This is a genomic window from Paenibacillus sp. ACRRY (assembly GCF_022346995.1).
Taxonomy (GTDB): domain Bacteria; phylum Bacillota; class Bacilli; order Paenibacillales; family Paenibacillaceae; genus Paenibacillus.
On sequence record NZ_JAKRNM010000008.1, the window covers coordinates 122,823 to 139,055 of the forward strand.

Consider the following 16,233-nt stretch of genomic DNA (forward strand, 5'->3'; position numbering starts at 1 on the left):
GGTTTGGTTTAACAAGGAAGTGCGCCATGAAAACGATAAAAAAACACGGAGAGCTGCTTTTATTATTTCTGTTCGCCTTCGCATTCTTCGTCGTATTTAAATACGGCCCATTATATGGAGTCGTCATTGCCTTCAAGGATTTCCGGGTCGTCGACGGCATATGGGGGAGTCCGTGGGTCGGTTTCCGCCATTTTCAAGAAATATTTCAGAATGGGGACTTTTATCGATTACTTAAAAATACCCTGCTCCTGAATTTGTATCAGATGATCTTTGCTTTTCCCGCACCAATCATACTGGCAATTTTGCTTAACGAGGTGAGGTCAAGGTATTTCCAGCGGTTCATCCAGACGACCATGTACTTGCCTCATTTTGTATCGTGGGTCGTCATGTCCGGGCTGATTATTTATTTTCTCTCTCCCACGTCAGGCGTTGTAGGGGAAATTGTGAAATGGTTCGGAGGGGAACCTGTCTTTTATATGGGGAAGAAGGAATATTTCCGCCCAATCATAGTCATTTCTTCAATTCTCAAGGATATCGGCTGGGGCTCGATTATATACTTTGCTGCTTTGGCAGCGATCAACCCGGAGCTGCATGAATCGGCCGTCATCGATGGAGCCAATCGGTGGCAGCGAATCATTCGAATTAATATCCCATCCATTATGCCCACGGTCGCTATTATGTTCATCCTGAGTCTTGGTGGTTTCCTTAGCGCAAACTTCGAACAAATCATCAATCTGTTAAACCCGGTCAATTACGAAACGGGTGACGTCATCGATACTTATGTCTACCGGGTAGGTCTGCAGCAGTTTCAGTACAGCTACACGGCGGCCATAGGCTTGTTTAAATCGCTGGTGGGGCTCCTGCTGATTCTGGGGGCTAATCTGACCGTGCGAAAATTGAGCCGCGGCGAGAGCGGTCTATGGTAAAGGCAGGAGGAAGACAGTCATGAAAACAAAAAGATGGCAAGAGCTCATTGCACCCGCCATGATCTACCTTATATTGTCCATCCTGGCACTCATCGTTGTGTACCCATTCATTCATGTCCTGTCCGTCTCCTTCAGTGGTAGGGGAGAAGCACTTCGAAGCGGATTTCATTTTTATCCTCGAGATTTCGAGTGGGAAGCCTACCGCGGGCTGCTGGACTATCCGCTAATCTGGTCAGGATATGCGAATACGCTGTTTCGGATGGTCGTTGGGACGGCCTTAACACTTCTCGTTACTATCTGCGCCGCTTATCCGCTCTCCCGTCCCGATCTGCCCATGAAGCGGCTGCTGATCATGCTGCTGTTGTTCACGATGATCTTCGATGGCGGGATTGTCCCGCAATATCTATTGATAAAAGAACTGCATCTGCTTAACACGCACTGGGTCTATGTGCTGCCATCCGCTGCCAATGCTTTTCATGTACTTGTGATGATTTCGTTTTTCCGCTCCGTTCCGGATGCGCTGATCGAAGCAGCTCGTATCGACGGGGCAAGGGACTTGCGAATTCTGTTCCGTATCCTGCTCCCGCTGTCCATTCCGTCTCTTGTGACGATCGGGCTCTGGAATCTGGTTTACCACATTAATGCGTTTATGGATAACCTGCTTTACGTCACCGATTCATCCAAATTCGTGCTGCAGCAGGTTGTCCGCCAGATCCTCATCGAGAGCAAACTCGACCCGTTTACTACGGCGACGCTTGCAACACCGCCTGCGCCGGAGAGCTTGAAAATGGCGGCTGTCATTGTCAGCTCCTTGCCGGTAATCGTCATGTATCCTTTCCTGCTTCGATATTTCGAAAAAGGAACCATGATTGGGTCTGTAAAAGGGTAGTGATCGTGCGCGTTATATCTGATTGATCTTATAAGGGAGGTATTTCCGAAGATGATGAGGAGACGGATCATTATTGCATTAATTCTGGTGTTGTTGGTGGGGTGTCTGCCGGTTACGGGAGCGAATGCGGAAGATGCGGTGAACCCTGGTACTGTCTTTTATATTTCCAATAATGGTGACGATTCGAATCCGGGAACGGAAGCCGCTCCATTCCGTACACTTGAGAAGGCCAGGGATGCGATCCGGCAATTGAAGAAGGGTTCCGGGCTTCCTGAAGGCGGTGTGACGGTCTATTTAAGGGGCGGCACCTACAATAGAAGCGAAAGTTTTCTTCTGGAGGAACAGGACTCCGGTACGGAGAATAAGCGGATAACCTACAAGGCTTATCCCGGAGAAAGCGTACGGTTGAACGGCGGTCTGGAGCTTCAAAAAAGCTGGTTTTCTCCGGTAACGGACACGAATGTCCTGGACCGAATCATCAGTGCGGATGCCAGAACGAAGGTTCTGCAGGCAGACCTGAAAGCTCAAGGCATCACCGATTACGGTGTAATGAGCCGGCATGGTTATTACAAAGCCAATGACGTCAGTCAGGTTCCTCCGATGGAGCTGTATGTCGAAGGTCAAGGCATGACCCTTGCCCGCTGGCCAAATAATGGAACGGTCCAGATGGGTACCATCACGGATCCCGGACCTACCCGCAGTGATCCAGATTTGCAGACACGCGGCGGGACCTTTACCTACAATTATGAAAGACCGGATCTCTGGGAAGAGGCGGATGACATCTGGTTGGATGGCATATTCGGTTACAGCTGGGAATGGTCGTACAACCAAGTGGCATCCATCGATACAAGCAACAAGACGATTACCTTGGCATACGGAGAGATGAGCGGTCTGTTTACCAACTGGTACCCGGACTTCCATTTTGCCCAGAACCTGCTTGAGGAGATCGATATGCCAGGTGAATATTACATCGACCGGAAGCAAGGCAAACTCTACTTTATGCCGACGGCTGCCTTTGAAAGTGATCATCCTGAGATCATGGTTACAATGCTTAAAACACCGATGATTAACGCGAACAATCTTTCGCATGTGACCTTTGAGGACCTGATCCTGGAGAATGGCCGGGACTCCGCTGCAGTCATTATGGGCGGGGACAGCGTCCGATTGGAGCACTGCGAAATACGGAATTTCTCCAATGGGGGCGTTTTGATTAATACGCAGAGCCGCTGGCTGTATAACGACTTTGCCAAAGTGGACGGAGTTAATCATGCGGTGAGCAGCTCCCATATTCATCACATCGGCGGGACCGGGGTGATTCTGAATGGGGGAGATAAGAAGACGCTTGAGCCAGGCAACAATGTCGTGGAGAATAGCCATATCCATGATTTTGCTTACTACCATAAAGCCTATAATCCGAGCATCTTCCTGACCGGTGCGGGGAACAAAGTTTCACACAACGAAATTCATGATGCTCCCCATCCGGGAATGCTGATCTTCGGCAATGACCATCTCGTGGAATACAACAACATTTATGACGTCTGCAAAACCTTCTCGGACCTCGGTGCCATCTATATGAATCTGGGCGAGTCGCCTCAGGAACGGGGATCGATAATCCGCCGGAATTATTTCCACAATATCGGGGAAGGCAAAGCAGGGGTTCAAGGGGTATATCCCGATAACTTTACCATGGGCATTACCATTGAAGAGAACATATTTAAGGGTATGGGTAACGATGCGATTCTCAATAACGGCGGTGCTCACATCAAGACCCGAAACAATCTTTTTATTGATGCCAAAGTACCGTATGAATATTCGGACATGTATCTAGGCGATCAACCGGATCAGCAAATCTCCAAAAACTATATGCCCAAATGGAAGGCGTTGTTTGAAAAGAACAACAATTTCGAAGGCACGCCGCATATGGAGAAATACCCGGAACTGGCGGATTTCTTCACAGAGAACCGGTTTTACCCGGATACCAACACGTTTCAGAACAATGTGATCTATAACCCGACGAGGAAACTAAGCGGCACGAATAATCAGGGAGCAAATGACAAGCGCAACCTGCTCCAGTATGCGAACAACTGGATTACGGATCATGATCCCGGCTTCGTTAATCTGGCGAATGGGGATTTGAATTTGAAGGCGGATGCGGAAGTGTTCCAAAAGATCCCTGGCTTCCCGGCCATCCCTTTCAGCGAGATAGGGATCCAGGGAAAAGCCGGTCCATATTTGGCTCCGGATCACATTGCTGTGGATCGGATCCAATTGTATGACGAGAGCGTAACCATCGGCATCGGGAAGTCATACGCTCTGTATTCCGCAGTCATTCCCTGGAACGCAACGAACCCCGCTATTCAGTACACGTCGAGCGACCCTTCGATTGTTAAGGTGGATCAAGGTGGCAAGCTGAAGGGTGTTAGTATAGGGAATGCCACGATTACAGCCGTTTCTGCTGACAACCCGGCCTTAAAGGATGAGATTCAGGTTACTGTTGAAGTTGGGGATGGCATTATCGATTATACCGATTTCGAAAACGGGAGAAACAGCTGGCCGACAGACCCGAACCGGAGCATTGTCGAGGTGGAAGGCGGCAACCATATGTATAAGCTCGTTAAAGGAGCAACAACGCTAAACGAGAATGAGTTTAACCATTATGAGCTGACTTTTAAGATGAAGACGCCGAAGGTCATCGCAGATGATGCCACTTTCTATGTGTTTGACCGGTTAAACTCTAGCGGAAGCGGAGGCAGGATTGGTTACCGGAAGTATGCAAATGGAACATCTGCCTGGCTCTTGTATAATGCGGCCTGGGCTGCAGTGAAGCAGAATACGCTGGCTGCACCTGATCTGCAGCCGGATACGGTCTATAACATGAAAGTCATTGTTAAGGGTCCGGAGATCAGTGTTTATGTGGATAACAAACTGAAGCTAAAAGCAAGTGATTCGACATTCAATGCGTCCGGCCAGGTAGGGTTTTATGCCGGCGGTTTCAGTGAGCTCCTGTTTGATGACATCAAATTCACGGTTCCTAGCAGGGAAGTATCCGGTTTGCTGCTGGGTGAGAGCAATACCAACATGGTCAAGGGGGAACAAAAGCAGCTGCAAGTTCAATTTGATCCGCTTGATGCCGAGAATAAGGAGGTTATCTTTCATACCTCCCAACCGGGCATTGCCGCTGTGGATGAACATGGATGGGTAACTGCTTTGGCGGAAGGCGAGGCAGATATCACCGTCACATCAGTCGCCAACCCGGAAGCATCAGCATCCGTGCGCATCGAGGTATCCGATGTGATGCACTTTACGGATTTCGATTCGGGAGCGAACGGATGGCCGGTGGACCCGAACCGCAGTATCGTAACTGTGGATGGCAACAAAAAGTATAAAATCCTCAAAGGTGCCTCGGCTCTTCATCCGAAGACATATACCGACTATGACCTTACCTTCACGCTGAAAACGCCGGCGGTCATGCCGGATACGGGAACACTATATGTATATGATCGTTCCGTCTCCAGCACATCCGGGAAAATTGCATACAAGAAGCTGGCGGACGGCACTTCACAATGGATTCTTTATAATGGAGCATGGACAGCTCTGAAAACGACGAATCTGCCTGAAGAGGACCTGAAGCCTGATACGGAGTATACCATTCGCATCCGGGCCGAAGGTGCGGACATCCGCGTGTACGTTAACGGCGAACTTAGACTTGAAGGGTCGGATACCAAGCACAATCCATCTGGAACGGTAGGCTTCTATATTGGCGGGTTCAGTGAAATGTGGTTCGATGACATCCAGTTTTCCCTGATCGATATGGATCGAACGGCTCCTGAGACCACGGCCATCATGAGTCCGGCAGAACCGGACGGCATGAATGGATGGTATACACAGCCTGTAACCCTTGCCTTGCATTCTTCTGAAGGCTCTTCTGAATCCGCATCCACAGAATATAGTCTGGATGGAGGGGATACCTGGCTGGTCTATCAAGACTCCCTGACCTTCAGTCAGGATGGCCGTTATTCCATTCTATATCGTTCACTGGATTCATCCGGAAACGCGGAGGAAGCGAAATCGCTCGAGTTTAATCTGGATGCTTCGGCACCCATGATTTCGGTGGCAGAGCCAATTGCTGGAGATTACACAAGCACAGAGTCTCTGAATCTGTCATGGACGGCTGTCGATGAGGTGTCCGGGGTCGATGAATTGAAGAGTACAGCAAGGCTTGATGATCAGCAGATCGAGCAGGGAGCGGCGGTGCTTCTCTACACGCTGCCCCTGGGAGCTCACACCTTCACAGTAATCGCCACAGACGAAGCGGGGAATGAACAGGAAGCGGTTGTGACGTTCTCCACTTATGCAAATGTCAGCTCACTGAAAGCGCTGGTAACCCTCTTTCGGGAGAAGTCCTGGATTGATAATGGCGGGATCGCCAATAGCCTGCTTAAGAAACTGGATAATGGGAATACGGAAGCGTTCCTCCATGAGGTTCAAGCCCAGAGTGGCAAACATATTACGGAGGAAGCAGCAGCCTACCTGCTTCGGGATGGGCAGGCTGTAACAACAGAATAGACCACAGAAAGAAGCCTTTCCGATCATATTCGGAAAGGCTTCTTTCTTATAGCTAATCTTGAAATTGCAGCTCGGGATAGATCCAGGCATAAGCATGATAATGGCCGCTATTGATATTAATATTGCCCGTGATTGGACGGTGAGTGGCGACAAAACGTTCAAATTCCGGATTCTTATAGATGTTCGCCATCGCCTCAACCAGATCGAGGGGCCATGTGCCGCCAGAGAGTTGTGCCGGGAAGATCGGACTATCGTCATATGGCCATTCCTTTAGATGCCCGTTGACATAATGGAAGAATTGTTCAACGGCACACTGGAGGCTTTTGCCGCCCGGTGAGACCCAGCAGAACAAATCCTCTCCCGTCGTGTCCAGGATAAGCTTGGCGGCAGCCGTTACCGGAGCGAGAGCGAAATAATGATACCACAGGGAGTGCTTGCCTCTGGAGGCTTCTTCCGGAATGAATCCTTCGATGGATAGGGAGTGGTCGAGATGTTCTTTGAGCGCGGTCACCTCTTCTGCCAAATGAAGCTTATCATCCATAAAACGATACAGCGCTAGTTGGGCATACAGACTCCAGCTCCACCAGTTGTTGCGGAGAGGGATTCGATCCCACTCCGGCAGGCACACGCGGGTCATCCATTGGGTGAACATTTCTCGCTCCTTTTCGCTCCAGTCCACGTATTCTTTGATTTCATTTGCTGCGAGAAGGAGTCCAACCCCCAGATAGGCGGATACCAATGGTCCGTCCGCACCTGTAATTTCCCGATTGACCACTGCCCAGCCCATGATGATTTCCTTCGCTTTGCTTGCATAAGCAGCTGTTCCTGACAGCCGATAGGCCAGTGCAGTCGTGTAGGCCGCTTGGGCATCCTTTTCCATCCGCCGCTTCGCGAGCGTGTGTCCCTCGGTATCCTGGTAGAAGCCGGGAATTTCCCAAGTGGCAATCGCATGACCGTTCGCAGTAAGACTCTCGTTTGCTTGATCAAGAAGAACTTCAAGTGCAGTCGGATGTTTTATATGCATGGAACCCACCTCTTTTGAAATGGAATGATCTATCAATATCCTTGTCGCAGTATCAGATACGGAAAAGTAGACTTACTTGGGCTCCACATCATCCAGGGTCAGACGATATTGAAGATGCCTCATGTATGAACCGTCTGCGTTCCTAAATACCATTCCGAACCGGATGTCCTCACCGGCTCCTTGCACGATGGCGATCAGACGATTAATACCGGCACGCAGCTCGATATGCTTCTCTGGATTGGGCACACGGCACCCGTTCAGATAAATCTCATATTCACAATTTGTGTTGACTTGAAGCTTACCTCGAAGGGTACCATCGACCGGATTATATGAAGGGTCCAAACCATGAACGAAACAGCTCAGGAACCAGCGCTCATCCCCAGGGTCCTGGATAAGAAAGGCACCGTCCGAAGAGCTTCGCTCTTTCTTCAGCATCCAGCCGTAGAGCCCCTCGCCCAGATTGTTCAGCGAGAATTCCGGATCTGTATAATAGGCCTTCATTGCCTCGTAATTGACCCAAGGCTTGCAAGGCAGTGCCATGACCTTTTCAATCGACCAGTGCGCGTCTGTTTTGGAGCTGTGAAGAAGACCGTCGTCTATGGCGGCCCTCAGATTGGCCAAAAGTCGGCTATATAAGCGTATGGACTTGGCGGAATCCGGTTCAAGGAGCAGTTGAGATAAAATGATACATCCTTGTTCTGGTTCCGCTTGCAGTACGAAACTCCCGGCAGGACGCTGATGATCCCGGTTTAACTCCACCAATGCCAGCCTGCTGTATTCCGACGTATGCCCATGCACAAAATAATCCTTCCATGCTGTCCCTTCTACGCTTGCACATAGTACCGCTGCATCGGTCGTATGTAGACTGTAAGAGGCCAAGGGACGATTAACAACTTCTCTGGGCGAGAGAAAAACCTTATCGAAACCGAACAGGTCAACCGGACTTAATCCTTGGACCGCAGGTCTATCGTAATTCGCCTCCAAGTGGTACGTTTCATGCTTCAGGATCGAGACAGGACGCTTCAACAGTGCAGATAGGGCGGCTTCATGACCTGGAGCAGCGGGAAGGACGACGAGTTTACCACCATGCCGAACATATTCATTCAACAGGGAGATGGAATCCCGATCCAACAGGAGGTTTGGCTCAACGACAAGCAGTTGATATGTCGCAAGAAGGCTGCTTGTGATAGTCTCAAGCACGTCGAAGGAAAGGCCAAGGGACCGCAGGAAATGCTCTGCTGCTCCTCCCGGTTCGACCCATGCACCCGTTCGAATCGATATCGTTTCAACGTTTCCTGCATAAGCGAGCATGTTGCGCAGCAAGCAGCAGGCCGCAGGGACGGTATTGAAGTGCTCCATGAGCTGCAATTGATTAGCGATGAAGAAGCCGCTGCCGTCCCGGTATTCCAGAAGAGGTGACCACAGATCCCCGCCATCTCCCAAATCCCCTGCGCTGCATTCCAGAATCATATTGAAGTTGCCCTTGATCGGTTTCTCGAAAGCGGCGTGGATGATAGGAGGAGGACCATCCTCACGTATCTTTTCGTCCCAATACATCAAATCATCATTGTCCAAGCCCTGAAGGATGGGATGGGTATAGCTGCCCGCGTGGGCACGGATGAAATCCTGCCGCGAAATCGTCAAATGACCCAGAGACAGATGGAGCTGCTCCAACAGCAGAAGACGCCCGCCCCTCCGTACATAATTTTGGAGCGCCATCTCCAGTTGACCGTCCTCATCCTCCAGCCCGCTGCCTGCAACGACGAGGTGATTAGGTGAAAGCTCACCAAGCTGTTCAAGTGGAATTCGTCTGCATTCAGGGACAAGGACGTTTATCCGATCGAAGTCTTCGTCCCGACCTATGTAGGCCACAGGTCGGCCTATAGAGACAGGGGTGGTTTTATAATGTGAGGGATACAGTTTGTACTGCAAATTCAGCTCATGAACGAGCTTGTCATCGTGAAACATTACAGCATGAATGTGTATAGCGGCTACATCCTTAACAGGCTCAGGTTTCCAGGTTACGGTCACGATCTCATGATCCGTCGGTTCTTGGTCGAATAGGAAGAGCTCCTGGTGAAGGAGTCTGCCTTCCTGACGTACTTTGCATTCAATCCGAGTTTGACTTGAATGGAAGGTATCGTTATAGACATCAAAGCTTCTGGAAATCGGTCCATCATCGAAGAAGGAACGGTTGTATTCTGCCGGTATCATGGTAGCGGGCTTGAAAGAGGCTTCCATAATCGGGAAGGACGGGTTCTTCATATAAAGCGGGTATTCCTTCGGAAGAAGACCGTTATTCAGCGTGAGCGCGTATTTCGGAATGACTTTTGGTTTTGGTCCCGGCGTATCTGGAGCGGATGGAGGAAGCACAATATCGCGTTCCGGCATGGCCCGCATGAAATAATGGGCGAAGTTAAAGGTGGAGATTCCGGAAACGCCTTGCCGCCTCGCATATTCCACGAACAGCCGCTCCTTCTCGGCCAGACCTCGGATACATTCATCCGTGTTTCGATACGCGGCCAAGCCTACGTACATGCTGCTGTTCTGGGGACAGACATACCACCAGCCGCCATGCTCGCCGAATACGAGAGGTGCCTTCCGATCCCATGCGTCAATAGTGCCATCTATGTTATAGTGTCTGCTCTCCACCTCCGTGAGTTCTTGGGGGAGGAGACGGTTATCGCCTTCTGCGATAATCGGGCGGGTAGGATCTAACTCACGAATGAGGTTCATCATGGAAGGCATATGCTGCTTGAATATATCGCGGCCGTCCACCCAGCGCATCTCGTTCTGCAAGCTCCACAGGATAATGGATGGATGATTACGGTCACGCTCTACCAGTCTGCGGACATGGGCTGTGCAGTTCGCGATATAAGCGGGATGATCTGCAGGCATGGATTTGCTCGAACCGTAGATGGCCGTTTCATCCACAATCAGCATGCCCATCTCATCGGCGATATCCAGATAATAGGTCGGATAAGGCGCGGCATGCAGCCGAACACAGTTAACTCCGGCCTCCTTGCACATGCCATACCAGGTGCGTACGTACTCCTGCGTTTGTTGAATGGCACCCTGGAAATGCCAGGAGTCACCGCGCAAGTTAATAGGCGTACCGTTAAGGATAAACAGCGAACCCTCGGTCCAGATCTCACGGAAGCCGAATGGCTGTTCCACCCGGTCGATAACCCGGTCACCGTCCAGAAGCACAAGCTCCAAGCTGTACAAGAAAGGCTGCTCCGGATTCCAGTACTTGGCGTCCTCCCAATCCAGGCGGAACGTGAGCCGGCTTGAATCCCCTTGGCCGCTTACGGCTAACACATCAGCTTCAGCCTGAAGAATGGGGGAGGACGCCGAATCACTGTTTTCGCGCACATGAAGAATAGCCTTGGGGGATGTCTTCAAGGAGGAAGTCAAGGGATGGATTACCGCAGCATCTACTTCCAGCCGATTCTTCCGTACCGACGTTCGGATCGTTACATCGGTAAGCGAGATATCCGGCCGACTTTCCAGATATACGTCCTGCCATATCCCTCTGGCAATCGAACCAAACCACGAGCCTGCAAGACCCGTGATTTTCTGTTGACCTGAAGGAATCTCAACCTTGTCAAAGCTGCCGCAGACCACATGAAGTTCGTGCTCCGTATCCTTTCTGACCAGTTCGGTAATCTCCACGAGAAGAGGCAGGTAACCATCCTCCCACATGGCTACGAGATGATGGTCGAGATACACGGCAGCCTTTTGCATGATCCCGTCCATACGGAGGAAGAGGCGTGTCCCTGGTTCATTCATGGATGGAGGCACCCGGAATGACCGGTGAAGAACTCCCGCTTCGGCTTGCGCCCACTCCTTCGGATATTGAAATACATCATATGGCGCATATTCGTACTCGGGAATGATCCCGAAGCTCTTTCCCGGAGGCCTTTCGTAGGAGCTTCTCCAGCTGGAGGGGACTTGAACCTTTTGCTCTTCGTAAACCAGCTCTGCAGGAAGCCCGAAGCCAGTGCCCTGCTTATACAAAGGCATGAAATTCCATTCACCGTTTAAGCAATATTGAGTTCGCATGGTAGGAATACTCCTTTCGTTTGACATTCGTTATACCCGGATAACGAGCGGAATTTCCAGCCAGATCGGGGAGTTCCCATCGGACGAATCCCAGGGTATGAAGTGAGGCTCCATTGTTCCCGCCCAGTCGGACGGCGTATGGGATGTGGAGAGCTTGCCTGAATAGGACGGCTTCTCGATGGTTGCCGGATCTTCCGAGTAGAAGAACATCAGATTCTCATGCAGGGCAATTATCCCGTACTTATCGCCATCCCCCGGCTTCTCCTCCTGATACTGGTAATGGTAAAAAACATAACTGGCGACTTGATCCGGCTTGAGATGGGCAATTCTGGCATAAGGCCGGGCCGAAGCGTTTTGTCTTAACCATTGTTTCTCGCTGACCGGCTTGTGATAGTGGAAAATATCGATCATCGGTACCCATCTTCTAGCACTGCTCGTTCCGGGCCAGATTTCCAAAGCGTCTTCGCAATGAGCGAACAGTTCGTGTGGATCAACCGATTGGACCGGACTTTCATAATAAAGAAACAGCTGCGTTCCGAAATGGAACAAACTAAGTTGATGGGCCCCGAGTTCCCGCGTCTGGATTTGAAGTATGGGTAAAGCTTCGTGGAACAATTGCATCGGGTCCATATTCTCGCGGCACTGTGCACGGAAATGATAGCGGTACATAAGCCACCTCAATTTCATGTCTTTTATCTCCATGTTACTGTAATTTGCTTCAGGATTCCTTGACGATAGTGACCTTCTTTAGCATAATAGCGACATGAATAGAAAAAGCCATTATCTGGATTTGGGGCTTGAACAGGATTTTATTTTTCGCATCGAGAAATGCCCTCTAACTCATGACTTTGATGTCCACCAGCATGACTATTCCGAGCTCGTTGTTATTCTTGGAGGAACCGCAACGCACATTATCGAAGGAAGGGAGTATCCGATCTCTGCCGGGCAGGTGTTCTTCATCCATGGCAATGTGTCTCACGGCTATAAAGACGTGGATCATATCGAGTACGTCAATGTCATGTTTCATCCTGACCAGATGACTCAGCTGCAGGAACTGAAGCTGATGGCCGGCTTCCAGGCATTATTTTATTTCGAGCCGTTTTACCGGAAGGAAATGAACTTCAAAGGAATGCTTACCCTGAATGATGAACAGTTGCAGCAGGTCACCGGTCTGCTGGATGTCATTCTGGATGAGCATGATCAGCGGCCAGAAGGTTACCGAATGCTGATCCGCTCCTACTTTACGGCACTCATGGGTGTGCTCTCCCGCTATTATGTGGCGAACAACGGGTGGCCTCAGAATAAAGCGCTGCGAATCGCCGAGTCCATTACGTATCTGGAGGAACACTTTCAGGAGCCGCTCAATCTGGATATGCTAGCGGAAAGGGCGTATTTGTCCAAAAGGCAGTTTCTACGCGAGTTCGCAAGGAACTTCCAAACGACGCCCATGGACTATGTGATCCGGCGGAGGCTGGATTATTCCTGTATGCTGCTGCGTAATCCCAACCTGTCCATTCTGCAAGTGGCTCAAGAGAGCGGCTTCCGGGACCAGAATTATTACGCCCGCCAGTTCAGGAAGATTTACCTGTGTACGCCTACGGAATACCGGGACAAATATAACTAAACGTTTTGATAAGAAGACAACAGGAACTTATAGGAAAACAATAGGAAACCATAACAAAACAACAGAAACTGATAACATAAGATTAGGAATTCATAAGAAAACAGCAGGAACGATTACGTTCCTGCTGTTTTTGTCATGTGCGGCCCAATCGGGTGCTTCGATATTGACCCGGTGTCATTCCCAGCTTTTTTCGGAATAAGCGAATAAAATAATTGGCGTTCTCAATCCCGATCAGCACACCGATCTCGGATACGGGAAGGCTCGTATTTTCCAAAAGAGATTTCGCTTTATTCATCTGCAGCTCGTGCAGGTATTGAAGTGGACTCAGCCCCGTGTATTTCTTCAGGCAGCGGGAGAGATAGTCCACATGGAAATGGAGCGTTTCTTCCATATGCTTCGCATCGAAGGGACGGGTGATATGCTCCTCGAGATAGGTTATCGTTTGATCGCACAGTATTCTCGAGCGGGGAGTATATTGCAGGCGCATAGCCGACTGCAATTCGGTCAACAAGCCAGCGAGCTGACCCTGCAGCGGCAAGGACGTTGCGGGAGACAAGCTTAGGTGAAGCTCCATCATTCGCTGCAGGAAGGGAAGAATGCTTGGGGTGTGCAGGCTTGTGAACTTGGGAATATACATGACCTGCCGGTGAGGAGTGACATCCAGGTTGGAGCCTTTCGTGAAGGGAGTCGACCATGGAATTTGTCCGCTATCCATCGTTCGGACAGGCTCAGGGTGGGCCAAGTGGAGCCAGTATATTTCCGTTTCTTCCTCGCAAGGGCGATGCCCGACATGCAGACGGTTCGGCTCAAGCACAAGCAAGGAGCCTGCTGTGATTTCGAATGGCACATCATCTTCCGTCATGTACAAGGTACCCTTCATTACAATGAGCATGTCATACAAGTTAAACGAACGGCTCAGGTGCTGCTGCCCCGGATCCCAGATGGAGTGACCGATCGTCACTAACTGCGGAAGTGGGGGGATGGTTAGCTCAAGACAATTCATAAAGCCAGCCCTTTCCATTACTTCTTGGTGCACCTATTGTATCATGCACTGAATTGCGAATGGTCGGAATTGTGCTATAAAAAGTCGTCTTTACACCTATTCGTTCAATGCTGGAAGGCCTATATTAGGGGTATATGAACGAGAAAGGAAGCGAAATCATGCGATTCCGTCAAGTCCATCTGGATTTTCACACCTCGGAAGCCATTGTCCCCATTGGGGACCGTTTTGACAAAAGGCAGTTTCAAGACATGTTGAAGCTGGGGCATGTCGACTCAATTACGGTGTTCTCCAAGTGCCATCATGGCTGGGCGTATCATCCTTCGGAGGCCAATGAGATTCATCCGGGTTTAAGCTTCGATTTGCTTGCGGCGCAGATTGAGGCAGCTCATGAAATCAACGTAAAAACACCAGTGTACCTTTCGGCCGGTTTGGATGAAAAGCTAGCACGCCGTCACCCCGAGTGGCTGATCCGTGACATGAATGATCGAACGAATTGGGCTGAAGGCTTCATGCAGCCAGGTTACCATCAGTTTTGCATGAACTCTCCTTATCTCGATATCCTGATAGAACAGATTCGGGAGGTTATGCTCCGATATGATGTAGACGGATTGTTTTTCGATATTGTGGGTGTACGCAAATGTTATTGTCATAACTGTGTGGACACCATACGGCGTAAGGGGGATGATCCCCGCAACGAGGAAGCGATGAAGAACCTATGGGAGAGCACATATGCCAATTACACAGCCAGGGTGAAGGAAACGGTGGAATCGATAAAACCAGGTCTGCCCATCTTCCATAACGGCGGACATATCAAGCGCGGTCGTCGCGACCTGGCAGCAATGAATACCCATTTGGAATTGGAGTCGCTGCCTACCGGCGGATGGGGGTATGACCATTTTCCTCTATCTGCGAGGTACGTACAAACGCTCGGATTCGAATTTCTTGGCATGACCGGGAAATTTCATACGGCGTGGGGAGAATTCGGCGGATATAAACATCCAAACGCACTTCGCTATGAAACCGCTCTCAGTCTTGCAAATGGTGCAAAGTGTTCGATTGGGGATCAGCTTCAGCCTGATGGCCGCATGGATCCTGCAACCTATGAATTGATCGGTACGGCTTACCGTGAAGTCGAAAGTAAGGAAGCATGGTGCGTGAATGCTGCGAACATTGCGGATGTAGCGTTGTTGTCCTTGGAAGCAACGGGCGTGCACCCTAAAGCCCAAGAAGACACAAGTCGGAACGATTCGGATGCAGGGGCTGTACGCATGCTGTTGGAGGGCAATATCCTATTTGATGTGATTGATACGGAGCATGATTTTACGAATTATCAGGTGCTGATTTTACCGGATTATGTGGCGGTGAATGACGAGCTGAAGGGTAAGCTGGATTTGTTTTTGCAGCAGGGAGGTAAGGTCCTCGCCACAGGCTGGTCGGGTCTGGATCAGGACGGCACGTCCTTCGCCATTGATTTCGGAGTGAGATATGTGGGAGTGAATCCATACCGTCCGGACTTTTTTCATCCGTTGTTCAAGCCTGCGAGCCTGGGGGAAGCTTCCTTTGTCATGTATACGGAAGGCCAGAAGCTTGAACTTGCCGGCGGAACGGAGCTTGGAAGCAGGAAAGATCCGTACTTTAACCGCGATGTCTTTACCTTCTGTTCGCACCAGCACACGCCAAGCAGCGATGTTTATGGAGGACCGGGCATGGTAGAGAGCGCCAGCGGCATCTATCTGGCCTGGAACGTGTTCGAGGATTATGCGAATCAAGGAAGTCTGATCCTGAAGGAGACGATCCTGTATGCGCTGAACCGCCTGCTGCCTAATAAAACGCTGAACACCGATCTGCCTGCCCAGGGCTTAACCACCCTGCAGGAGCAAAAGCAAGAGAAAAGGCTGGTCCATCATCTGCTGTATGCGTCACCGGTCCGCCGTGGCAAACAGATCGAAGTAATTGAGGATATCATCCCCCTATATGATGTTGAGGTGTCCATCCGGACTCCCCATCAAGTGAAGAATGTGTATTTGGCACCGCAAGTACAGTCCATTCCCTTTAAATCGGAGGAGGGTTCGGTTAGCTACACCGTTCCGAAGCTTGAATGCCATCAGATGGTAGTTATCGATTACGAGTGATATT

Annotated in this window: 9 protein-coding genes; 5 read left to right on the forward strand and 4 right to left on the reverse strand. The window is 50.3% G+C overall.

Annotation, left to right across the window (positions count from 1 at the left end; all coding sequences use genetic code 11):
• Nucleotides 1–26: 26 nt before the first annotated feature.
• From MH144_RS23280 to MH144_RS23290, 3 genes are read left to right on the forward strand one after another with little or no spacing between them, the layout of a single operon-like run.
• The gene (locus MH144_RS23280; RefSeq protein ID WP_239304581.1) at nt 27–926 is read left to right on the forward strand and encodes an ABC transporter permease; all 900 of its coding nucleotides are present in this window, start codon (nt 27–29) and stop codon (nt 924–926) included.
• 19 nt (nt 927–945) lie between these two features.
• Complete coding sequence (locus MH144_RS23285) at nt 946–1,815, forward strand: carbohydrate ABC transporter permease (RefSeq protein WP_239304583.1); 870 nt, start codon at nt 946–948, stop codon at nt 1,813–1,815.
• A 51-nt stretch (nt 1,816–1,866) separates the two neighbouring features.
• Nucleotides 1,867–6,381 (forward strand): Ig-like domain-containing protein, encoded by a 4,515-nt coding sequence (locus MH144_RS23290; protein WP_239304585.1) that lies wholly within the window; start codon nt 1,867–1,869, stop codon nt 6,379–6,381.
• Between the two features lie 52 nt (nt 6,382–6,433).
• Here the strand turns inward: MH144_RS23290 and MH144_RS23295 are convergent, their stop codons facing one another.
• From MH144_RS23295 to MH144_RS23305, 3 genes are all read right to left on the reverse strand, one after another.
• Nucleotides 6,434–7,405 carry an alginate lyase family protein gene (locus MH144_RS23295; protein ID WP_239304587.1) on the reverse strand — a complete coding sequence of 324 codons (972 nt, stop codon included), beginning with the start codon at nt 7,403–7,405 and terminating at the stop codon, nt 6,434–6,436.
• 72 nt (nt 7,406–7,477) lie between these two features.
• Nucleotides 7,478–11,431 carry a glycoside hydrolase family 2 TIM barrel-domain containing protein gene (locus tag MH144_RS23300; protein ID WP_239304589.1) on the reverse strand — a complete coding sequence of 1,318 codons (3,954 nt, stop codon included), beginning with the start codon at nt 11,429–11,431 and terminating at the stop codon, nt 7,478–7,480.
• A gap of 69 nt (nt 11,432–11,500) precedes the next feature.
• Nucleotides 11,501–12,157 (reverse strand): hypothetical protein, encoded by a 657-nt coding sequence (locus MH144_RS23305; protein ID WP_239304591.1) that lies wholly within the window; start codon nt 12,155–12,157, stop codon nt 11,501–11,503.
• Between the two features lie 76 nt (nt 12,158–12,233).
• Here MH144_RS23305 and MH144_RS23310 point away from each other — a divergent pair, with 76 nt between their 5' ends.
• Complete coding sequence (locus MH144_RS23310) at nt 12,234–13,094, forward strand: AraC family transcriptional regulator (protein ID WP_239304593.1); 861 nt, start codon at nt 12,234–12,236, stop codon at nt 13,092–13,094.
• A gap of 133 nt (nt 13,095–13,227) precedes the next feature.
• Here the strand turns inward: MH144_RS23310 and MH144_RS23315 are convergent, their stop codons facing one another.
• The gene (locus MH144_RS23315) at nt 13,228–14,097 is read right to left on the reverse strand and encodes a helix-turn-helix transcriptional regulator (protein ID WP_239304595.1); all 870 of its coding nucleotides are present in this window, start codon (nt 14,095–14,097) and stop codon (nt 13,228–13,230) included.
• A 158-nt stretch (nt 14,098–14,255) separates the two neighbouring features.
• Between MH144_RS23315 and MH144_RS23320 the strand changes: the two genes are divergently transcribed.
• Complete coding sequence (locus tag MH144_RS23320) at nt 14,256–16,229, forward strand: alpha-amylase family protein (protein WP_239304597.1); 1,974 nt, start codon at nt 14,256–14,258, stop codon at nt 16,227–16,229.
• Nucleotides 16,230–16,233 lie beyond the last annotated feature (4 nt).